The sequence below is a fragment of the Rhodococcus sp. WS1 genome (assembly GCF_003797745.1).
Classification (GTDB): Bacteria; Actinomycetota; Actinomycetes; order Mycobacteriales; family Mycobacteriaceae; genus Rhodococcus_F; species Rhodococcus_F erythropolis.
The window spans coordinates 1-19,043 of record NZ_RKLZ01000004.1; the positions used below are offsets into that span (position 1 = coordinate 1).

The 19,043-nt window shown below is 61.0% G+C and carries 24 protein-coding genes and 4 pseudogenes; 14 read left to right on the forward strand and 14 right to left on the reverse strand.

The genetic code is table 11. The annotated features are described in order from the left end of the window. Together EEB12_RS30700 and EEB12_RS30605 are read left to right on the forward strand one after the other, a co-directional pair. Positions 1-250, forward strand: a 250-nt coding sequence (locus EEB12_RS30700; protein ID WP_222839061.1) for a hypothetical protein, incomplete at its 5' end; no start/stop codon positions are given. A gap of 536 nt (positions 251-786) precedes the next feature. Then, positions 787-960, forward strand: a complete 174-nt coding sequence (locus EEB12_RS30605) for a hypothetical protein (RefSeq protein ID WP_181447645.1) — start codon at positions 787-789, stop codon at positions 958-960. A 148-nt stretch (positions 961-1,108) separates the two neighbouring features. Here EEB12_RS30605 and EEB12_RS28150 read toward each other — a convergent pair whose 3' ends face one another. Further along, positions 1,109-1,825 (reverse strand): YfbU family protein, encoded by a 717-nt coding sequence (locus EEB12_RS28150; protein ID WP_181447646.1) that lies wholly within the window; start codon positions 1,823-1,825, stop codon positions 1,109-1,111. Positions 1,826-2,232: 407 nt separating this feature from the next. On the opposite strand from EEB12_RS28150, the gene EEB12_RS28155 reads away from it, so the two are divergent. Continuing rightward, positions 2,233-3,099 carry a hypothetical protein gene (locus EEB12_RS28155; protein ID WP_141488919.1) on the forward strand — a complete coding sequence of 289 codons (867 nt, stop codon included), beginning with the start codon at positions 2,233-2,235 and terminating at the stop codon, positions 3,097-3,099. A 50-nt stretch (positions 3,100-3,149) separates the two neighbouring features. After that, positions 3,150-3,356, forward strand: a complete 207-nt coding sequence (locus tag EEB12_RS28160) for a hypothetical protein (RefSeq protein ID WP_141488920.1) — start codon at positions 3,150-3,152, stop codon at positions 3,354-3,356. Between the two features lie 182 nt (positions 3,357-3,538). Here the strand turns inward: EEB12_RS28160 and EEB12_RS28165 are convergent, their stop codons facing one another. Next, the gene (locus tag EEB12_RS28165; RefSeq protein WP_141488921.1) at positions 3,539-3,718 is read right to left on the reverse strand and encodes a hypothetical protein; all 180 of its coding nucleotides are present in this window, start codon (positions 3,716-3,718) and stop codon (positions 3,539-3,541) included. A gap of 60 nt (positions 3,719-3,778) precedes the next feature. Here EEB12_RS28165 and EEB12_RS28170 point away from each other — a divergent pair, with 60 nt between their 5' ends. Beyond that, entirely contained in the window at positions 3,779-6,034 is a 2,256-nt protein-coding gene (locus EEB12_RS28170) for a hypothetical protein (protein ID WP_141488922.1), read from the forward strand. Positions 6,035-6,101: 67 nt separating this feature from the next. Here the strand turns inward: EEB12_RS28170 and EEB12_RS30610 are convergent, their stop codons facing one another. The 7 genes from EEB12_RS30610 to EEB12_RS28200 form a co-directional block, all read right to left on the reverse strand. Beyond that, positions 6,102-6,266, reverse strand: a complete 165-nt coding sequence (locus EEB12_RS30610; protein ID WP_181447647.1) for a hypothetical protein — start codon at positions 6,264-6,266, stop codon at positions 6,102-6,104. A gap of 41 nt (positions 6,267-6,307) precedes the next feature. Then, positions 6,308-6,919, reverse strand: coding sequence for a hypothetical protein (locus EEB12_RS28175; RefSeq protein WP_141488923.1), 612 nt, complete (start codon positions 6,917-6,919; stop codon positions 6,308-6,310). Between the two features lie 119 nt (positions 6,920-7,038). Beyond that, entirely contained in the window at positions 7,039-7,350 is a 312-nt protein-coding gene (locus EEB12_RS28180; RefSeq protein ID WP_141488924.1) for a hypothetical protein, read from the reverse strand. After that, complete coding sequence (locus EEB12_RS28185; RefSeq protein WP_141488925.1) at positions 7,335-7,601, reverse strand: hypothetical protein; 267 nt, start codon at positions 7,599-7,601, stop codon at positions 7,335-7,337. Before EEB12_RS28185 ends, EEB12_RS28180 begins: the two co-directional genes overlap by 16 nt. Beyond that, the gene (locus EEB12_RS28190; protein WP_141488926.1) at positions 7,598-7,801 is read right to left on the reverse strand and encodes a hypothetical protein; all 204 of its coding nucleotides are present in this window, start codon (positions 7,799-7,801) and stop codon (positions 7,598-7,600) included. The genes EEB12_RS28185 and EEB12_RS28190 overlap by 4 nt, the downstream gene beginning before the upstream one ends. A gap of 27 nt (positions 7,802-7,828) precedes the next feature. Further along, positions 7,829-8,314 (reverse strand): hypothetical protein, encoded by a 486-nt coding sequence (locus tag EEB12_RS28195; RefSeq protein WP_141488927.1) that lies wholly within the window; start codon positions 8,312-8,314, stop codon positions 7,829-7,831. Between the two features lie 14 nt (positions 8,315-8,328). Beyond that, positions 8,329-8,799 carry a DUF1272 domain-containing protein gene (locus tag EEB12_RS28200; protein ID WP_141488928.1) on the reverse strand — a complete coding sequence of 157 codons (471 nt, stop codon included), beginning with the start codon at positions 8,797-8,799 and terminating at the stop codon, positions 8,329-8,331. A gap of 190 nt (positions 8,800-8,989) precedes the next feature. Here EEB12_RS28200 and EEB12_RS28205 point away from each other — a divergent pair, with 190 nt between their 5' ends. Beyond that, the gene (locus EEB12_RS28205; protein WP_141488929.1) at positions 8,990-9,277 is read left to right on the forward strand and encodes a hypothetical protein; all 288 of its coding nucleotides are present in this window, start codon (positions 8,990-8,992) and stop codon (positions 9,275-9,277) included. Between the two features lie 29 nt (positions 9,278-9,306). On the opposite strand, the pseudogene EEB12_RS28210 reads toward EEB12_RS28205, so the two are convergent. Then, positions 9,307-9,756 (reverse strand): annotated as a pseudogene (locus tag EEB12_RS28210) (SOS response-associated peptidase); the annotation flags it as partial. A 103-nt stretch (positions 9,757-9,859) separates the two neighbouring features. Here EEB12_RS28210 and EEB12_RS28215 point away from each other — a divergent pair. Next, a complete protein-coding gene (locus EEB12_RS28215; protein WP_258537551.1) occupies positions 9,860-10,999 on the forward strand; it encodes a tyrosine-type recombinase/integrase in 1,140 nt (379 codons plus the stop codon). A gap of 235 nt (positions 11,000-11,234) precedes the next feature. Here the strand turns inward: EEB12_RS28215 and EEB12_RS30615 are convergent, their stop codons facing one another. Beyond that, entirely contained in the window at positions 11,235-11,384 is a 150-nt protein-coding gene (locus EEB12_RS30615; RefSeq protein WP_181447649.1) for a hypothetical protein, read from the reverse strand. Positions 11,385-11,483: 99 nt separating this feature from the next. Between EEB12_RS30615 and EEB12_RS28220 the strand changes: the two genes are divergently transcribed. The 3 genes and pseudogenes from EEB12_RS28220 to EEB12_RS30945 all read left to right on the forward strand — a co-directional run. Further along, the gene (locus EEB12_RS28220; RefSeq protein ID WP_181447650.1) at positions 11,484-13,487 is read left to right on the forward strand and encodes a site-specific integrase; all 2,004 of its coding nucleotides are present in this window, start codon (positions 11,484-11,486) and stop codon (positions 13,485-13,487) included. Beyond that, a complete protein-coding gene (locus EEB12_RS28225; RefSeq protein WP_141488931.1) occupies positions 13,484-14,059 on the forward strand; it encodes a DUF6262 family protein in 576 nt (191 codons plus the stop codon). Before EEB12_RS28220 ends, EEB12_RS28225 begins: the two co-directional genes overlap by 4 nt. A gap of 56 nt (positions 14,060-14,115) precedes the next feature. Continuing rightward, positions 14,116-14,295: pseudogene (locus tag EEB12_RS30945) on the forward strand (transcriptional regulator); the annotation flags it as partial. 217 nt (positions 14,296-14,512) lie between these two features. On the opposite strand, the gene EEB12_RS28235 reads toward EEB12_RS30945, so the two are convergent. Continuing rightward, complete coding sequence (locus EEB12_RS28235) at positions 14,513-15,427, reverse strand: helix-turn-helix domain-containing protein (RefSeq protein ID WP_141488932.1); 915 nt, start codon at positions 15,425-15,427, stop codon at positions 14,513-14,515. Between the two features lie 233 nt (positions 15,428-15,660). Here EEB12_RS28235 and EEB12_RS28240 point away from each other — a divergent pair, with 233 nt between their 5' ends. Together EEB12_RS28240 and EEB12_RS28245 are read left to right on the forward strand one after the other, a co-directional pair. Then, entirely contained in the window at positions 15,661-16,674 is a 1,014-nt protein-coding gene (locus EEB12_RS28240) for a carbon-nitrogen hydrolase family protein (protein ID WP_141488933.1), read from the forward strand. A 12-nt stretch (positions 16,675-16,686) separates the two neighbouring features. Further along, positions 16,687-17,229 carry a group I truncated hemoglobin gene (locus tag EEB12_RS28245; protein ID WP_141488934.1) on the forward strand — a complete coding sequence of 181 codons (543 nt, stop codon included), beginning with the start codon at positions 16,687-16,689 and terminating at the stop codon, positions 17,227-17,229. A gap of 326 nt (positions 17,230-17,555) precedes the next feature. On the opposite strand, the pseudogene EEB12_RS28250 reads toward EEB12_RS28245, so the two are convergent. Beyond that, positions 17,556-17,828, reverse strand: a pseudogene (locus tag EEB12_RS28250) (SOS response-associated peptidase family protein); the annotation flags it as partial. Positions 17,829-17,928: 100 nt separating this feature from the next. On the opposite strand from EEB12_RS28250, the gene EEB12_RS28255 reads away from it, so the two are divergent. Beyond that, positions 17,929-18,120, forward strand: coding sequence for a hypothetical protein (locus tag EEB12_RS28255; RefSeq protein WP_141488935.1), 192 nt, complete (start codon positions 17,929-17,931; stop codon positions 18,118-18,120). A 343-nt stretch (positions 18,121-18,463) separates the two neighbouring features. Here the strand turns inward: EEB12_RS28255 and EEB12_RS28260 are convergent. Further along, a pseudogene (locus tag EEB12_RS28260) lies at positions 18,464-18,733 on the reverse strand (ATP-dependent DNA ligase); the annotation flags it as partial. A gap of 174 nt (positions 18,734-18,907) precedes the next feature. Here EEB12_RS28260 and EEB12_RS30950 point away from each other — a divergent pair. After that, positions 18,908-19,042, forward strand: a complete 135-nt coding sequence (locus tag EEB12_RS30950) for a hypothetical protein (RefSeq protein WP_258537552.1) — start codon at positions 18,908-18,910, stop codon at positions 19,040-19,042. The last annotated feature ends 1 nt before the right edge of the window (position 19,043 follow it).

The window sequence follows — 19,043 nt, forward strand, 5'->3', positions numbered from 1 at the left end:
CGGAGACAACGCTTCCGAAGCGATCCGCAGTCCTTCCAGCTGCACTTTCGGCGTCGGATCGCCAGCCACCAACCGCGGCGCTCCTCCCGACGCTTCGCGTCGGGAGACGGGAGCGAGTCGCTGCGCTCCCCGCCAGGGAGCCGCTGCGCGGCTCGCAGTGGGTCGAGTGCCGTTGCCGTCGATCGAGTCGCTTCGCTCCTCTGAATTCCGAATCTTGGTTCTCGCCAATCAAATTCATCGCAACGTCTGAACCGGTACCCGACACCCGAACGAGGCTGGGGAGGAGGGGAAGGGTCACGAAAAGCGCCCCGTCTCGCGTCCACTGCCTCGTCATCATCATGCTCCCAATCATACACCCCCACCCACCAAACTGCAAAACAACCTGAAAACGCCGAACACCGAAACACTCACCACCGCAACATAATTAGACGTTCACGAAAACATCACCGTGCACAACTCACGAAACCAACCCAACACCAACCGAATACCGAAACCTACTGACACACAACAACATTCAAAAACACCCAAAAAACGAGCCTCACAACACCCCCGCACGACCCGGCACCACTCCCCCACACCACCCAACCCGAACACCCCGCCGGCCCCCGCCGGCACCCAAAAACGCCGGCGCCCCACACACCCCCAACAACCACCCCAGGGTATATGCCATCACCCCAGGTCAAAGACTTACGAGATTGCCAAAAGCTGTAAACCCACCGACTTTGCATCCGGAATTGGTAGCCGGACAAAAAATATTGCTCCGGAGCAAAGGAAACGAGTGGCGTCATGCCCAACCAGCACCAGTGGTTTAACAACGAAGAACCTCAGAACCCGGATCGCCGCGAGAGGCTCCACTCCATCGCTGTCCGCACGTGGAACATTGCCCGTTACAGCTACCGCCTCTACCGAGCCATCGAATGGGCCTCACAGATCTACCAGACGATCACGAACAGCCAATAGCTAACCCTGGTCGCCCCGCGCGAAAGAGCCCCTCACCTGCCGTGGAGGGCTCTTTCGCGCGCTTTTATATGTGCGAGTCGACAACTCGCTCTATCGGAGAGGCAGAAAACTCAAGGGCCGGATCAGTGTCTCCACGCCCCAACGACTTTCATAGAGCCCCGACGACTTCATAGACCTGCGTTGCTGTGAGCACGTAGCCGTCGTCACCGGGCCCGTTGCGGATGACCTCGGACCAGATCGGCTTGAATACCTCGACCATTCGGTCGTACCCAGGCAGCCTGCGCGAGTGGGAATTGCCGTCGTCCCCGATTTCTTCCAGCCTTTTCTCGATCTCAGTCCAGCGCTCCGTCTCCGCCAGATGCCTCACATACCCAAGCATCCTGCCTTCGACGGGATCGGCGAGATCGAAGCCGGCGAAGCGTGTGTACGAGACGCGATCACCGAGCCGATCCAGATCGGCTTCTGTCAGAACGTCGACGCTGGCTCCGAGCACTCTAAACATGTCCAGGATGTCCCACACACGTCGGCACTCTGCGATTTCCAGTTCTTCGTCGAGATCGGCGAAGACACGACTGTATTCACCGGCATAACCCCTGCGAAGAACCTCTGCTCTCTGAAGGTGCAACGTCTTGTCGTCCTGATCCTTGGCAAGCGCGGCGAGGATCTCTAGTTGCTGGGCCAACATCAGGCGTTCGGTTGGAGCGAGTGAGCTAGGTGAGTCACCTTCCCTGAACCGAGCACCGCGGCCCAGTTTCTGGTCGATGAGGCCACGAACCAGATCACTTACTGTCTGCTCGCTGGACTTGGCCAGCACGTCCAGCTCGTTTTTCGACTCGTCGTCGATTCTGATCGTGATAGGAGGCATGAAAGCCACCCCTTTCTTTCTTTGGCCGACGCGACGCGTCAGACTGTCTGACGCAAATTGTACGCGATTCACGTAAACGCGCAACAAACTCTGGACGCAGTAGTTCACGAACCAACGCTGGATTCCAAGACGAAAAGTCTCGGGAGCACAGTTCCGAATCGGCCGGCAGGCAAAGCGAATCAGTTCAGGAATCGGTACGTGAACTGAGAACGCAATAGCGCACGGAGCAACGCCCCCACGATCGCGACCCAGGACGGCGCTGAACGTGATCTGCATCACTTACGCGACGGTGTTTTGCTCGTAGCACCCATATGTCCTTATAACCAGTAAATGGTTTCGCTGGGATCCAGAAATCAATCACGTAGGGGCACCGGAAGATCGCGCCTGCGGACGCAACGAGGAGAGTTATGTCCAATTTGACCGTCGAGCAGCGCAAAGACAAAGTTCGTCAGCTCCACGAGCTGGCGGAAGAGACGCGACGCACCGGAATTCGGACGCCGAGCGGGAAGTGGAGTGTGCCGGCAGAGAAGTTGATAGAACGGCTGTACGCCTACGCGGTTGCTGTCCTTCAAGACATGCTGGCCAACGGCTCCATTCAGACCCAGGGTCCACGGAATTCGAGATTTCTATACGTCGATGAGGGCAGCCTTTCATGGCTGCGTGCCGATCACGAGACTCGTCACTGGGTCGCCAGCGACCTCATCATCAAGACCTACCCGGCGTTCATGGAGAAAGCTATCGAGAGAGGTGACTGGGACGGCACCCAGTCCTCCCTGTACACGTATTTCCTCAACGCATGTCTGCTGCGGAAGTACGAGGTGATCAACAAGTGGGCGAAGGACACACGTTCCATCCGGGCAGCTGCACTACCGCTCGCCGCCACAGGTGGTGATGTCGACGACGCAGACGCTTCGACGCCAGACATCGCGAACCACACCGCGACCAAATTGGAGCTGACAAGGCAGATCGCGATCGCGCCGTTGAAAGTCCGGCCGATCCTCGAAGCGTTGAAAGCTGGATTCACCCTCGCTGACGCCGCGCGCGAGCTTCGCATCAGCGAAGACGCCGCCTCCGGACGGCTCAAACGCTACCGCGACAAGAAGATCATTCCCCTCGTTGCCGACGGTCTCCTTGACGCACCGTCCGGCTACTTCCTTGCCAAATACGCACGCACCTCGGGCGCTCCGCACGCCACAAATCACGACGCCTCGCCCCGAGGTCCCTTCGACAATGCCTGGCCTCCACCCAGCTCCGAACGAACTTCCCTCTTCTGACCTGTCTGTCCTGCGCGTCCCGACGACGTCCTTACCTCCCGGAGAAAATCTTGAACTCGAACGATGGCGACAGCTCCCGCGGCAACAAGCTGTTCCGCTGGTACGCCCACCCCCTGACCACTGTGCTCGTGCTCGTCTGCTCGATCCCTTTGCTCGACTACTACCTCGAATCAGGAGGTCTCGTCGCCACCGCATTCTGTGCGATGGCCAGCTTCGTCACAGCGTGCGCGGGCCAAGACGCACCTCCCGTCGACTAGGCGCCGCTCCCAGACAGACCGTCATCGCTGGAAGGCCCACTCGACGAGGCCGGGCCTTCCAGCGGACAATCTCTATTCGCCGCCATTTACGAGGTCCTACGGAACAACTCTTTTCATAGGAACGTCTGACCTGGGACGATCCGCATGAGGATCTGAGTCTCGATCGGCCGGACTCCAGCCCCTCATCGGCTGACCTGCTCGACACGTGCCGCTTCCCTCTTGAGCTTGCGGCGGACTGTCTCGCCCATCGCGACCGGCTTCCCGCAGTCGTCTGCTGCCATCGCCCAAGTCATCCCGGGCTCACTGGTGCTGTACTTCGCTTGAATGACTTCGCGTTCTGCCGGTGCGCCAGGCGGTGCCATCAGGTAGCCGGCGGGCGGGCTCGCCGGAGCCGATCACAACTGATCGCAGATGATGAGCGGATGAACGAGCAGCGTGAGCACGCGATGTGGGTGAACCGCCTGATCGACGCGGCGATGGGTGGGTTAGTCGTGGATCTACGGTTCGGGGCCCCGATACGGCAGTACAACCCGGCCACCGCCGATCAGTGGCCGGCAGAGCGGTGTATCCCCGCAAGCGCGCTCCGGACTGTCTTGCTCGGTGATCACACCGGTTTCGATCCCCGCGGTCTCCGAATCGCCGGAGCCCGGATCACCGGTGATGTGGACCTCGCTCACATCACCTTCGACTACCCGTTGCACATGGTTCGATGCCGTATCGACCGGCCTATCGCCTTCGATGCCGCGAAACTGGCAGAACTTGACCTCACCGCGTCGCACATTCGGTCCCTGTCCGTCGACGGCGCAACTATCACGGGCGCCCTCTTCGCCAACCGGATCATCACCCACGGCATGATTAGCGCCGTCGGAGCCACCATCGGGAGCCAACTGTCCCTGACCGGCGCACACCTGAACAACCCCGGAGCGGACGTCCTCACCCTCGACGGCGCCACTATCACCAGCAACCTGTTCGCCAATCAGATCACCACCCACGGCATGATCAGCGGCGTCGGAGCCACCATCGGTAGCCAACTAATACTGACCGACGCACACCTGAACAACCCCGGAGCAGACGTCCTCGCCCTCGACAACGCGACTGTCACCGGCAGCCTGTTCGCCGACAAGATCACCACCCACGGCGAAATCCTCACCGTCTCATCCACCATCGGTAGCCAACTAATACTGACCGGCGCATACCTGAACAACCCCGGAGCAGACGTCCTCAGCCTCGACGGCGCGACTATCACCCGCGGACTCATCGCCGATCAGATCACCACCCACGGCATGATCAGCGGCGTCGCAGCCACCATCGGTAAGCAGCTTTCCCTGACCGACGCACACCTGAACAACCCCGGAGCAGACATCCTCACCCTCAACGGCGCGACTATCACCGGCGGACTCATCGCCGATCAGATCACCACCCACGGCGAAATCCGCGCCGTCGGAGCCACCATCGGCGGCGAACTCAACCTGAGCGGTGCGCATCTGAACAACCCAGAAGAATCTGTTGTTCTCGATCTCCACCAAGCAAGAATCGCCGGGGATATCGACACCAGCGGCGTCACCACCTACGGCGAAATCCGCGCCGTCGGAGCCACCATCGGCGGCGAACTCAACCTGAACGGTGCGCATCTGAACAACCCAGAACAATGGGTTCTCGACCTTGACGGAGCGAACATCACTGGAGACGTGTTTACTGGCGATTTCGCCACCGCAACAAGGTGGCTGACCTTCAAGGCCGACGGGCTCATCACTGCCAGTAATGCTGGCTTCGAGGGCCATGTTGATCTCGGATTCGCGACATCATCGTCCTCGGGCCATTTGACCGTCGATTTCAGCGGTGTGGAGATGCAGCAACTCACTCTCCCGCAAAGCTCCTTGACGGAGATCAACCTGTCCCTGGCCAAACTCACCCACCTCAACACTCCGACAGACCGAGAACCCTCATACCCGGTGTTGGCGACAGGGTGGGCCATCGGCGACATCGACGGCCTTATCCGAACCGACCACCACGCCGCGACCCGCTGGCTCAACTGCATCAGCAAGGAGCAACAACTGCGGAACGAGAGTCTCCCCCCGTCGCACACCCTCGCCAGCCCACAGCCGTGGCATGCACTCGCCGCAGTGTACGAACGCAACGGGCACCCTGCCGAAGCGCGACGACTACGGTTCACCGCCGCGAACAAGGTCACCAAGAACGCACCCCTGCCCACGAAAATACTGCGCACGATTTATCGCTTCATCGCAGGCCACGGCTACTATCCACTTCGCGCCGGCCTATGGCTGATCATTGCCCTGATCGCAGGTGTCGCACTCGTGGGGGCGAACCGCGCGCACTTCGTCCCCACCACCCCCGTTGTAGTGGCCGACACCGTCACCACCAACGCGACCGGAGGGAACAAAGCCACCCCCACCGGGCAGACCGAAGAACAACCGGTGACGGTCACAGGTGCCGACGACTGCGCCTCACACCCGACCCACCCGTGCCTGGATACGTTCACCTATGCCCTCACTGGCGTCATCCCTGCCGCAACAGGCATCACCCGACCAGTATGGGAGGTCAGCCCAACCGCACCCGTCTGGATGAAACTCGGTCTACCGGCCCTTCGGATCCTGGCGTGGATCTTCACGGCGATTCTTCTCGCCGGAGTGACCGGGTTACTACGAAAGAGTTCGTGATCCGACCGACGCCTCCACCGAAAATGGCTCGATCAAGATCCGTCCCGACATGGATCCGGTAATGCCGTCAGGTAACCGGCACAAGATTGGCCAGCTTCACCGGAAAGGGGTACTTGCCGGGGGCATCCACGCTGGATTCGATGATTGCGGTGTGAGCGTCGTCGTCGACGCTGACGATCGTGAACACCGAGACGCCTCCGGTCCCGATTCTCACGTGGTCGCCCTGCTGCACGAAATTCTCCTCTATCGAGATGCCGATGACTGTCTATCTTCTCAGCTGCTCGCCGACGAATTTCCGCCTGTCTCATTCCCCGACGTCGCGGTGAAGAGGTTTGCGAGATTCGCCGGTATCGCGGCGATCGGGGTCGACAGGTAGTCCGCAGAGTGGGCGTTCTGCACCGTCATGGTGCCGCTGCCGTACATCCAGCCTGTCGGGTCGACTTGGTTCCTGCCGCCGCCATCCGTGTTCGATTTCCCTGCACCTGAGAACAAGTCACGGGCGCGTGCCTCGGCCTCATTCCACAGCGAGAGGCCGGGGTTGCCACCGACGCAGCCACCGGCGATCGACCCGATCGAGATAGGTGTCCCCGAACCCTCCACGAGGGTCGTAGGCCAGAAGTCCTCGGTGGACGCGTGTGTAGCGGGGAGGAGGATCTCTGAAGACGGGCACCGGTCGTGATGGCCGCCAATGCCCACCCAGATCAGCCGCGGAGCCTTTCGGCGTCGCCACCGGCGTTCGGCTGGGTCGTTGAACCCGCGGATCCAGTGCCTGCCTTGCGCATCGGTGATCGGTGTTCCCTCTGGAGTAGCGCGCAATTGCTCGGCACTGTCGTAAATGCGCCCGCGACCCAGTGCTGCGTCGAAGTCGCTTTCGTAGCTGGCCATCATTCCCCCTGTAGTTCGTCTAGTCAGATCGCCGATGGGTGTGTGCCGGAATAACCTGATCTACCAGTCGATTTCGAGGACCTTCGTGGAGCCGGTCAGCGGCAGCATCGCGATGAAGATCATGCTTTTTCCTCCTGGGGGATCTCGCGGGCGGGGCGGTTCCGGTGATCGCTGAATACCCGAATATGAGTGGACAGAAGGACAAGCCCGCCCAGAATCGCCATTATCACTGGGGAGTAGGTCATCATGAAGTCGTGCGCCGCGGTGGGGCATTGTGGTGCTCCGGTGCTGCCCAACAAGGTGGTGTAGCACTCGCGGACTGGTTCGCGGGGGACGTAGCGAGGCTGCATGAACCATCCTGCAAAGGCAGCAACCACAACGACGTCGATCAGTACGAGGGCCCGGATCTGCGCGATCACTTCGCCGGCCATCCTGGGTCCTCAGTTCTCTTGCTCGCGCGTGTTGGCCTTATTGCGTCGAGAAGGTTGTCTACGGCCTCTGCGGCGCCGAAGACAATCTCAGAGGGTGCATTCGGCCGCAGCGCGATCACTACGAACGGCACGAGGATAAGAGCCATGACCACCGCAGACCAGTCGTTGACTGCACCTGCGATCAATGCCGAGCCGGTCGACGCGACTATCGCGTAGTGAGCGACAGTGTCGAACCCTGTGGGGGAACTCATCGCGCCCGCCGAACCTTCGGAGTGCTGCGAGAATCTTCCACACCGTTAACCCTTCGTGTGGCGTAGGCCGCACAGATCAAATGATTGATCTGAAGTTTGCGTCCTTCGCGGGCAATGAATGCGAGAACCTCGCTGCTGCTCGCGGGTGCTGGTTCGGTCGCGGGGGTGATCTGGATTTCGTCGAGTGCCAGGTGCTTCATGGTTCTTCTCCGTTTCGTGTGGGCATGTCAGAACAGGTGAGTGGCGCGGTAATCGTTGGTACCGGGACATTCTTCGACGGCTGCGGCGGTGAATTCGGTGATCGGGGGTCGCCATCGGGCGCGCTCGGCTTTGCTGATGTGGCACCACATCGTGGTGTCTCGGAGGTCGAGGTCCTCGTCGCCTTCGCGTGCGGTGAACGAGTCCGGGGATTGGTGGGTCAGCGCGGCCAGGGCGAGGAGCTGCTCGAACGAGGGGTAGCGGGTGCCGGCCTCCCATTCGTCGACTGCCGGCTCCTGCGCCCCGCATGCAATGTCGACGTCAGGGCCGTACAGCTCGGCGGCGTCGAGTGCGCGGGTGATCCGGCACGGGGCCAACGCTCCGGTGGCCCACTGTTCGTAGGCCCGGTCATGGGCGGCTCTGCGCTGCGCCGCGACGGCAGCCCACTCGGCTCGTTTCCGCAGACGCGCTGCTGCCCGGTCTCCGGCTGCGCGGAATCTGGAGCGTGCGGGCATGGTGTGCTCGTCGGTCACAGCGCCTGCGGTTTCCCGTCGGCGCGACCTGCGTCCTCACTGACAGCGTGGTCGGTAGGGGTTCGGAACACGTCTTCCCCGCGAAGGTTGAGAACGGTGATGAGAGCTTCTCGCGGTGTGCAGTCGGGACGCATATGACGCACCTCGATCGCTGCCAACCTTTCCCCGTCGGTGGCCTTGATCTGCGAAATCAGATACCGCTCGGCATCGGTGAGCTCGAGGACGCCGGAGGGCTTGCGCTGGGCGAGATAGTTACCGATTCGACCTGCCCATCCCCGACGAATCACTCGGCCTTGCGCGATGCGACGAGGACGCGCGGTCAACTCGCCGCCGCAGTTCGGGCACTCGTTGTCCATCGCCGCTGAGCAGTCGACGCAGAAGGTGCATTCGTAGCTGCATATTGTTGCGGCGGAGGCGTTGTCGAGGGAGGTGCGGCACCTCTCGCAGATTGTCTTCATCGCCAACATCGCCGCTCCTGGAGTCGTCTCGCCTTCCGGCGCAGTGCATCTGTCAGCGTCAGAGAACCACACCTGCCCGGATTCGACCTACGGGGTCACACACCCATCTCCCGGCCACTTTCACGCGTCCGTGAGGCCCGTCCGGCGCGGTGTTACGGCACGATGATGTGCACGGTCGACCGGTGATTCGGAGGAAGTAATGAGCAAGGATTTTTACAGTGCGTCGGAGCTGGCGGATCTGGGCTATGTGTCCGAGCGTCTGACGTCGGTGTTCGGTGAACCCGATTCCGTCGACGGGGAGCTGCGTTGGGATGCCGACACCGTTGTTGCCGTCGAGCGGGATGTGCTCGCTCCTGCTGCTCGGATCATGTTCGATGCCTTCGCTCCGGAGTGGAACACACGCGTCCAGATGAACGGATCGAACCTCGCTCTCGGGTGGCCGCAGATGGAGCAGATGCTCGCCCGAGTGACGATGCGGGAATCTTGACCTCTCGTCGAGCGCGAAGGCCCGCGGCGTCAGTGGACCGGTTCGAGCAAGCTCGGGTCGTTGTTCCTCGGACTATTGACCGCAGTCGAAACTTCGTACGGTTCGAGATGCGGCTCCGGAACGGAATTGATCATGGCCTGGACCTCGCCTTTGTCGGTGAGGTTCGGATCGAGCCAGTGTTCCCAGAACGATTCGGGCAGGATCAGCGGGGATCTGTCGTGTATGTGCCCCAAGGAATCCGTAGCTGGCCGAGTCAAGACAGTACAGGTCCATACCCACTTGTTCGGATCGTCTTCTGGCAGTTCAGGATCGGGCCACAACTCGTAGAGTCCAGCCATCGCGATCACGTCGCCGTCCCCGTGAAGAAAGTACGGAATCTTCTTCCCCTCTTCACTTTTCATCCATTCGTAGTAACCGCTGGCGGGAACGATGGCCCGTCGTTTGGCGGCGCTACTTCTGAATGACGGCTTCTCCGTTATCTACTCTTGGTTACCTGGTCGAGGCATGTTGGTCGGCAGTTGTTCGTGCGACGTTCCTTTTCGATATCAGGGTCATGGTTGGCACGTTGGTTAGCTTTGTCATGTGGACGTTTTCGCGGCGGAGCGGGCAGTGTCGCCGTCGGATGGTTCACTCCGCTATGTCGTGATCGATCGCACGTACCGCGTGCACACCGAAGCGTCGGCGTATTTAGCGGCGCTGCGCGCATTGGACCGGTCACCGAACACCGAGCGGGTATACGCGGGCCGTATAGCGTTGTTTCTGAGCTACTGCGGGCGATTCGGATTCGATTGGCAGAAAATACAGTTCAGCGACTTGGCGCGCTTTTTGCGGTGGCTGGTCGCTGAGCCGTTGCCGCCGCGCCGACCGAGTTCGCCAACGCGGTTTCGCAGCGCGGGCACAGCGAACGCGGTGATGACGTCGGTGTGCGAGTTCTTACGGTTCGCCGCGACGCACGGTTGGGTCTCGTCAGAACTGATACCACGGTTGTCACATCGAAAGGACCTGCGATACCTGCCGGGCCACGACAGCGGGGAGATGGGCCAATTCGCCTCCATCCGGGCGAAGTCGTTGAAGTTGACGGCGCCGGTACCCGAGATCGAGTTCCTGACCGCACGGCAGGTAGACGAGCTGATTGCAGCGGCGGGGCGAACACGAGACCGGTTTCTGATAACTCTGATGGCTCTCACCGGGATCCGAGTCGGCGAAGCGCTGGGTCTACGGCGTGGGGATCTGCATCTGCTACCTCGTGGCGCTTTGGTCGGATGCTCGACCGACGGCCCGCACATCCATGTGCGCCGACGATGCAATGCCAACGGCGCACTCGCCAAATCCCGGTATCCACGGTCGATTCCGGTAGTGAACGATCTGGTCGGCCTCTACGCCCAGTACCAGCACGAACGGTTTGCAGTCGCGGGCGCGATGGAGGCTGACCTGGTCTTTGTGAACCTCTATCACAAGCCGATCGGCGACGGAATGCGCTACGGCAACGTGCGATCGTTGTTCGCGCGGCTTTCCGCGGCTGCGGGTTTCACAGCGCGCCCGCACATGCTGCGACACACAGCCGCCACCCGATGGATCGAGAATGGTGTGCCCCGCGATGTCGTGCAGCACCTCCTCGGACACGTGTCGTCGGTCTCGATGGATCCGTACCTACACCCGCCAGAAACAGCCAAACGTGCTGCGGTGGAACGAGTGGCAGCAAGACTGGAGGGATATGACTAGTTCGCAACACTCAGCGTCGATGTTCTCACCGAGTGTCGAGTCCGACTGGATCCGGTGGTTGCGCCGACACACCGACACGAGCTGGCGGCCAGGTGAATGGGACCACGAGCTGTGGTTGTGCACCGCTGACCCTGGCAACCCGCAGAGCACCGTCGACATCTGCGTGACCCGGGCGTGCACACAAATACTCGGCGACCGCGGTATGTGCACGCATTGTGTTCGCGCGCTGAGCAAGTCAGGTGTATCTCGAGCCGAGTTCATCGACACCCATGTACCCGACCGGCCGCGCACGAAGTACGGGCAGCGGACAGAACAATGCCGAGTGGAGCGCAACGGTGTACGTTGCGCTCGGCGCTTCGATGTACGCGGCTTGTGTCGACGTCACTACTCCGAGTGGCGCTCACACTCACGACAGAATCCGGCAACCGAACTCGGAAGCTGGGTCGCTTGTGTCGCCGAACCATTGGGTCCAGAACAGGAACGTATGTGCCTGGTGTTGGGCTGTCTACTGACACCACGCGGGGCAATTCCGCTGTGCCCGTTGCATTACACCCGCCGCAAGACCAACACGCCTGATACTCCGGTCGAGGTGTTTGCACGCACCCAACCTCCGTATCTAGGAGCGAACCAGTTTTCGCTCGGCCATCTCTCGGAGCAGCTTCGTTGGGAAGTGCTCTACGCGGTCCAGCAACGGGACCATCGCAACGGGCGGCTCTCCCCTGGCGTCATGCGGCAAGTTGTGCGGGAGTTGGAGCGGGTGCCGAGCGTGGCGACGATAGAGGAGAAGGATCTACCCTCGCTCATCGCCAGCCGCGGAACCTCGAGCGTGCAAGCGCACCTGGTCGAGTTCGTGCGCTCGTTGCGTCAGGCACACGACGAGATGCTCGGCATCGAGCACACCGAGAAGATGGTGTGGGATCTAGTTACGTTGGGTGTAGAGCCCGACCCCGCCATGCTCGGTGGGCCGCGTCGTCGAGCCGGCACCATAGATTTCGGGGAGATCGAGGTCGAATGGCTGCGCGAACTCACCCGTACATGGGCACGCACGGAGCTGCCCGAGGGCAGGATCATGGTCGAAACGGTGCGCGCGGCAACTCTGGCCGCACGAACGCTGCGACAACGCGCCGACCTCGGCGAGAGACCACCTGCCCTCGAGCGCGCCGACATGGACCAGGTCGTGGAGGTTTTCCGCACACTCAGCCACGCCGACGGCGCAGTGTTGAGCGTCAGCCGGCGCCGAACCATGGCTCGCCGGTTCTTCGAGCTGATCGAGTACGGCCGCATCAACGGGCGGCTGAACGGGCTCGGTCCCGGTTTCAACCGGCACCGCTTCCACATGATTCCGTTCACAGGCGACCGAGAGGAGGAAGTTGGTCACGCACTGCCTGCTTCGGTTCTCCGGCAGCTTGATGCCAACCTTGACCGTATCGGTGTCGGCTTCAGCCACGGCGAACTCACCCCCGGGCAGGTCAACGCAATGTTCCGAACTATCTTCATTGTCATGCGCGACACGGGTCGACGCCCACTCGAGGTCGCCAGTCTGCTCCGGGACTGTGTGACCGGAAATGACGAACCAACGCTGCATTGGTACAACATCAAATCCAAACGGCTCGGCCGCAAACTACCGATCACCCGGGCAACTGCTGCCGCGATCGGCGAGTGGCAGGAAATCCGACAGACCCTGCCAACACCACCTGCGAGCAGCGAGTACCTGTTCCCCGCGAAGTCTTCGATCGCGCGCGATCCTTTTATTCGCACGCACTACATCTCCCGTGTGATGCGGGCATGGGTGGACCAGATAGACCGGCTCGATTCCGATACCGTCGATCCCGACGGCATCCCACTCCCGTTCGATCGAACCCTGGTTTACCCCTACACACTCCGCCACACCTACGCGCAACGGCACGCCGACGCCGGCGTGCCCGTCGACGTACTGCGCGACCTGATGGACCACAAACACATCAACACCACCACGATCTACTACGAGATCACTACCAGCCGAAAACGTGAAGCAGTCGCGACCGTGTCCTCATTCACCGTCGACCGGGCCGGGCGGCCGGCCCCGATGAACGACCAAGCTACCTACGAGGCGCGGGCGGTCTCGGTCCCATTCGGCAACTGCATCGAACCGTCCAACGTGAAAGCCGGCGGCGGAGCCTGCCCCGTGCGTTTCCAATGCGCCGGATGCGGCTTCTACCGGCCCGATCCGTCCTACCTGCCCGCGATCGAAGAACATCTCAACTCGCTCAAAGCCGACCGGGAAACCGCCCACGCGATGGACGTCGCCGGATTCGTCGTCGAGAACCTCACCGCACAGATCGACGCCTTCACCCACGTGCACCAGACCATGAATGAGCGGCTCGACACCCTCACCACGGACGAACGAGCCCACGTCGACGAAGCCTCTGCCGTACTGCGGAAATCACGTGCGAGCATCGCAGGCCGCTCACTGCCGTTGCACGTAATCGGCAAGAACACCGCAACATGAGCAGTTCACGCACCTCCGCCGATGTCCTGGTCCAAGCGCGCCGACAAGCATCCCAACGAAAACGCGCACACGTCAAAACCGTTGTCGACCAGATGAAAACCAGCGCCACCCCGATCACCTTCACCGCCGTCGCCAAGACCGCCGGCGTGTCCACCTGGCTCGTCTACGCCGAAAGCATCCGCGACTACATCGAACAGGCCCGCGCCGACCAAGCCGCCGCACCGGACCGCGCAACAGTGACTGGCAACCGCGCCAGTGCCGCCAGCCTACGAACCGACCTAGAACTCGCCCGCCAGGACAACCGCGCCCTCCGCTCCGAAGTCGACCGACTCAAAACCGCCCTGCGGCACAATCTCGGCCGCCAACTCGACGAAGAATCCACCCACCATCTCCGCTCCCGCGTCGACGACCTCACCACCGCCAACTCGAAGCTGCAAGACGAAAACCGCAGCCTCACAGAAGAAAACAGCAAACTACAGCACGCACTACGCGCCACCGAGGACGACCTCGCCGCCGCTCGCACCAGCCTACGGCGAATGATCCGCGAACAAAGCTCGGCCCTCGACCACTGACTCAATTTCCAAAGACAGACTTTTCTGAACACAGAATTACTTGCTTTATCGAAATCATGAAGACCTCACTCCACGCCGATGCCCTCTCAAGGTTCGGTTACGCCCTGTCGGATTCGACGCGCACTCAGATTTTGCTAAGCCTGCGCGCAAATGCGGGTCACCCGTCCGAACTGGCGGGCAAGATCGGGGTGACGCACCAGATTCTGTCCAACGACCTTGCGTGGTCTACGCCCTGTTCGGGCCCTCGGCTTCGGGTGGCGCAGCTGACTGAAAATACCACCTCACCGGCTCGACCGGATTCCGCGGCATCAATGACAAGCCGCTCGCTGGAATGGATCGCCGGCACTGGATTCGTCGTCGCGAACGTCCTCCGCGTCGCAACACCCATACCGCAACAACTAGCCGCAGTACTGCACCCAATCGATTGCGAGAGCTGCGAGCTTGTCGTGATCGCTATTCCCGTAGGTGCTTCAAGGCCGACGGGGGAAACCCATATTGGCGTTTGAAAGCTCGGGTGAACGTGTCCGGATCTGTGAAACCGCTTAAGAGTGCCGCCTGGAGAACGCTGAGTCCGGTGGTGAGTTCACCGTGGGCTCGCCTAAGCCGGTTGCGGCGTATATAGGTGCCGGGCGATTCGTTCACATGCTCGGTGAAGACCTTGTATACCAGGCGAACAGAGACATGCAGTGCGTGCGCGAGGCTTTCCACTGTCAGTGACGGGTCAGTCAGATTGTCGTCGATATAGGAACGCATAGCGACGGCCAGTGCGTGACCTTCGAGCCTGAGAGGCGTCGCCTGATCGAGTGGAAGCAGAGCCGCTCGAAGCAACGTGGTGGCTGCATCTGCCAGCATCTCGGTTTCGATCGAACCCTCTCGCGGCGGTGTCAATGGATCGACGGACAGCAGCAAACTCTGGAGCGCGACCAAACTCGTCGACGGGGGTAGTACTGAGGCTGTGATACGCGCAAACGCCTGCCCGGTGGTAGGGATTGTTCTACGCGGAATTTGCAGCACGATTTCGCTCATACGACCGGGAAACGACAGTGAGTAGGGCGAAGAAGCGTCGTACAAGGAGGCCTGTCCCCTGTTGAGGATCGCCTCGTGATCGTGCTGGAACACGCGCCCACGACCGATTCGATGGATCGAAAGTAACAGATCATCTCGGGGGTGATGCGCGATGGTATTCGCAGATCGGACCACTTCCGAGCCCTCACTGGCCACACGCGTTACCGAAACGCCCGAGGCGAGCTCTACACGATCGAGAGTTGCAGTGAACCTGTCTCCAGCAGCCCGAACCCGCAGCGGCACGAAGGCACTACTGCAGGCCTCCGCCCACTCGACCGCCGATCTCGCGCGCACCTGAGCCATGGCCCAAGCATAGGCACTCGCAACTGACGCAAGAGGGCGGTTATGTTACCGATGCGTTTCCGATGAGGTCCTGCGATGTCGAGTGCATGAAAAGTCGAATTTGCAGGTCGAAGGAGTGCAGAAAACGCCGGATGTGATGCAGGAAACATCGAGAACCGAGCATCGTTCGCTCTCTATGGTCGAAACAGGCACGGTGCACCGACCGCGCAACATCCCTTTCGAAGGAGGCAGTCGTGTCCGATTACACGAAGACATTCCGAGCAGCCGCTGTGCAAGCCGAACCGGTCTGGAACGACATCGACGGAGGCATCGACAAGACCATCGCCTTGGTCTCGCAGGCAGCGTCCGAAGGCGCTGACATCATCGCTTTTCCCGAAGTGTGGATTCCGGGATACCCATGGTTCCTGTGGCTCGATTCGGTTGCGTGGCAGTCGCAATTCATCCTGCCCTACGTCAACAACTCCATCGAAGTCGGCAGCAGTCAATTCGCGCGTATCGAGAAGGCTGCCCGCGATGCCGGTATCGCGATCTCACTCGGTTTCAGCGAACGTGAAAACGGATCGCTCTACATCTCTCAGGCGTTCATCGACAAGCATGGTGTGACCACTACCGTCCGCCGCAAGCTCAAGCCTACGCACGTCGAACGAACGATGTTCGGCGAAGGCGACGGATCGGACATCCAGGTCATCGACACCGAACTCGGTCGGGTGGGTGCGCTGAATTGCTGGGAACATCTGCAGCCGCTGGCGAAGTACGCGATGTTTTCTCAAGGCGAGCAGCTACATATAGCGGCATGGCCGAGTTTCTCGATCTTCGAGGGGGCCGTGAACGCCCTGGGCCCAGAGGTCAACGTCGGAGCAGCCCGACAATACGCAGTTGAGGGCCAAACCTTTGTCCTCTCTCCGACCGGTTTGATCGGCGAAGCCGGCCAAACCCTCGTGGCCGACACCGAACTGAAAAAGCAGTTCTTGGCACTCGGAGGCGGATACGCCCGCATTTTCGGCCCCGACGGCCGTGATCTCGCCGAACCGCTGGCCCCGACCGAAGAAGGCATCCTCTACGCAGACATCGACTACACCGCAATCCTCACAGCGAAAAACGCGGCAGATCCGGTAGGCCACTACTCCCGCCCCGACGTGTTCCGGTTGTACTTCGACAACACACGCAAATCGAGAGTCGTAAATCGCCCGTTGTCACCAACAGCCGAACCAGTCGATTCCGAACTAGCAACGATCCTCGAAGGATAGGAAGACGCGACCATGACACAGGACAATGGACCAAAGCCCGAATCTGTTCCACCACAAGACCAGCCGTCACTTTACGAACGGTTAGGTGGATACGACACCATCTACATCTTCGCCGCGGAAGCCCTCAAAAAGGGGATGGCGCATCCCGATATCGGCCACATCTGGGCGCATATGTCGGAGTCGACGTTCTACAAGGAGCACATCAACTTCGTCGATTTCCTCGCCGCACAGTGGGGTGGAAATGTCCGCTACCGCGGGCGAGACATGCTCACCGCCCACCGCGGCATGGGCTTAACCGAGGTGCACTGGAATGCCATGTTCGACTGTCTCTACGAATGCTATGACCAGTTCGGCCTGCCGCAAGAACTTCGAGACGAAATCAACGCGTCGTTCAACAAGTACAAACCCGCCATCGTGGGCAGTCCTTCTTACCGCGACGTCGTTCTCGAACACCCCGAGATCGATGTCACCAAGGGGATGAAGAGCGTCGGTGTGATGTGGCCAAGCCGAAAGGATGCCGCTGCCGCAGCGGCAGCCAACGTGTTGCCAGACTGAATCGACAAGAACGACGCACCTGATGATGTAGTCGTGTAGCCGCCGAGCCCCGCTGTCTTCGGCGGCTGCACCAGTCATCGGGAGACCCACCGCGAACATCCTGGCCATCCTTGAGAGACACCGAGGACTTTGCTAACACCGCTGGAGTGGCCTCGAAGCCGCCCCTCGACGAGCTCGGGTCGTCGAAAAGCCCTACCCCTCCGCGACCCGGACGGACACCCCGGTCACTCACGTCGCAGACACTTCGCGCCGCGCAAGGACAACACGATCCACCCTGGACAACCCCGCTCGTCGACGACTGCAACCGCCTCCGCAGGGTAGATAATCTCCGTGACGGTTTCGCTGCGGGCGTTGATGAGTTTGGACGCCATCTTTCGGTCTTTTGCCCAGGCAGGGAGAAAACCCCAGCTGACGGTCCGGAGCTGGCGCTGGGGTTCGGAGTCGGGTTCCTCGCGTGGGGTTCGTTCGAGGATCACACGGACGGGCTGTGTGGGGGCGACGTTGTAGGACGGTGGGAGTTCGTCGCCGACGGTTTGCATGGTGTCGAAAAAGGACTGCAATTCCTTATCTGAGCTTCGATTGGCATAGCGCCCGCACATGGCCTGACCTCCTGTTTGTCGGTTCCTGTCCCATTGAACAGCGTGGGTCCGACTTTCGCTTCAAACGGCGTGTGATGATCTCGATGACCACGTCGGCAGCATGGAGAGGGGTTCTGCGATCAACGGTCCTCGGCCGGCATCTGCTGATGTTGCATTGGCGATCGCAGCGGCCACAGTCCTCGGTACCACCGTCGGGGTCCTCCTCGCCGACGTGATGGCCGGCATCGCGGTCGGAGCCGGCACCGCGGTGGTCTTCCGCTTCGTGCTGCGGACGATCATCACCAGAAAATGAGCTACGGCGCTGGTCAGCGGATCGGAATAACTCTGCGACGGTGTTCGTTGTAGAGGCTGTCGGTGTTCGGTTCTTTGCCCCGGGTACCACCCCAGAAATGCCGCTTCGAGCGGCCACTTGCCGAGAGGCGCAAGACGGGCACCGACCCTGTGAAGCCGCTGGACACCTTCAGGTTCCGGCGGTTTCGTCATATCTACCGGGGCTTCAGTAACACTGTGTGCCCCCGAACTCGCACGGAGTCACCTCGGAGAGAGCTATCCGCCATTCCCACGGCAGTGGAAGCCACCAGATCCAACCACCTGCGATCATCTGAAAGCCTCCTCGAATACGTTCCTGATCCAGATCAGTGACGACCGGGGAGGTCGACCTCATCAGCAGTCTTGTCGTCGCGCAGCCCTCGAAAGGATGGGTGCCGCAGGCTACCGCCAGTGAACTCCCGGTACTCCACGTCGCACACCAAAAATGGCCTTGACCAGGATGCATTGCGGGTCACGACTCTCGGCGGCTCGATGGCGAACGGGCTGATCGGCTGTTCGAGTTCGACGAGCTTCTCTCGCAGTTCGCGGCGCTGTCGATCCGTCAGGCCCGTGCCAACGTTTCCGATATGGACAAGCGATCCTGAGAACCTGGTGGAGTTGCATCGGATGCACGCGATTCGAGGATTCTCCCTGGCGAATCCGGGGCGCTTTGAACGACAACGCGAGTGTATCGCGCCTTGCTGATCAGGCCTTCACGGCTTTATATTGCATCTAACGCAATATACGTGCACCAGAAGGAGACAGCAGCGGTGGCTGACAAGTATCGTGAGTTGCCCGGTTCTGCGCGGCTCGAACTTGTCGAAGGCGTCTCGCTGCTGCATCCCGAAGATGCCGTTCTCGGCGCGATGCTCAGAGGCTGGGAGCAGCAATTGCTCGGGGGATGAC

What these genes read in the sequence shown, in the direction of transcription:
- EEB12_RS28155 (WP_141488919.1), top strand. Translation starts at nt 2,233, where the DNA reads ATGTCCAATTTGACCGTCGAGCAGCGCAAAGACAAAGTTCGTCAGCTC.
- EEB12_RS28235 (WP_141488932.1), bottom strand. Translation starts at nt 15,427, where the DNA reads ATGGCTCAGGTGCGCGCGAGATCGGCGGTCGAGTGGGCGGAGGCCTGC.
- EEB12_RS28195 (WP_141488927.1), bottom strand. Translation starts at nt 8,314, where the DNA reads ATGCCCGCACGCTCCAGATTCCGCGCAGCCGGAGACCGGGCAGCAGCG.
- EEB12_RS28205 (WP_141488929.1), top strand. Translation starts at nt 8,990, where the DNA reads ATGAGCAAGGATTTTTACAGTGCGTCGGAGCTGGCGGATCTGGGCTAT.
- EEB12_RS28200 (WP_141488928.1), bottom strand. Translation starts at nt 8,799, where the DNA reads ATGTTGGCGATGAAGACAATCTGCGAGAGGTGCCGCACCTCCCTCGAC.
- EEB12_RS28225 (WP_141488931.1), top strand. Translation starts at nt 13,484, where the DNA reads ATGAGCAGTTCACGCACCTCCGCCGATGTCCTGGTCCAAGCGCGCCGA.
- EEB12_RS30605 (WP_181447645.1), top strand. Translation starts at nt 787, where the DNA reads ATGCCCAACCAGCACCAGTGGTTTAACAACGAAGAACCTCAGAACCCG.
- EEB12_RS28245 (WP_141488934.1), top strand. Translation starts at nt 16,687, where the DNA reads ATGACACAGGACAATGGACCAAAGCCCGAATCTGTTCCACCACAAGAC.
- EEB12_RS28255 (WP_141488935.1), top strand. Translation starts at nt 17,929, where the DNA reads ATGGAGAGGGGTTCTGCGATCAACGGTCCTCGGCCGGCATCTGCTGAT.
- EEB12_RS28165 (WP_141488921.1), bottom strand. Translation starts at nt 3,718, where the DNA reads ATGGCACCGCCTGGCGCACCGGCAGAACGCGAAGTCATTCAAGCGAAG.
- EEB12_RS28170 (WP_141488922.1), top strand. Translation starts at nt 3,779, where the DNA reads ATGAACGAGCAGCGTGAGCACGCGATGTGGGTGAACCGCCTGATCGAC.
- EEB12_RS28185 (WP_141488925.1), bottom strand. Translation starts at nt 7,601, where the DNA reads ATGAGTTCCCCCACAGGGTTCGACACTGTCGCTCACTACGCGATAGTC.
- EEB12_RS28190 (WP_141488926.1), bottom strand. Translation starts at nt 7,801, where the DNA reads ATGAAGCACCTGGCACTCGACGAAATCCAGATCACCCCCGCGACCGAA.
- EEB12_RS28180 (WP_141488924.1), bottom strand. Translation starts at nt 7,350, where the DNA reads ATGGCCGGCGAAGTGATCGCGCAGATCCGGGCCCTCGTACTGATCGAC.
- EEB12_RS28150 (WP_181447646.1), bottom strand. Translation starts at nt 1,825, where the DNA reads ATGCCTCCTATCACGATCAGAATCGACGACGAGTCGAAAAACGAGCTG.
- EEB12_RS28175 (WP_141488923.1), bottom strand. Translation starts at nt 6,919, where the DNA reads ATGGCCAGCTACGAAAGCGACTTCGACGCAGCACTGGGTCGCGGGCGC.
- EEB12_RS28220 (WP_181447650.1), top strand. Translation starts at nt 11,484, where the DNA reads ATGTGCCTGGTGTTGGGCTGTCTACTGACACCACGCGGGGCAATTCCG.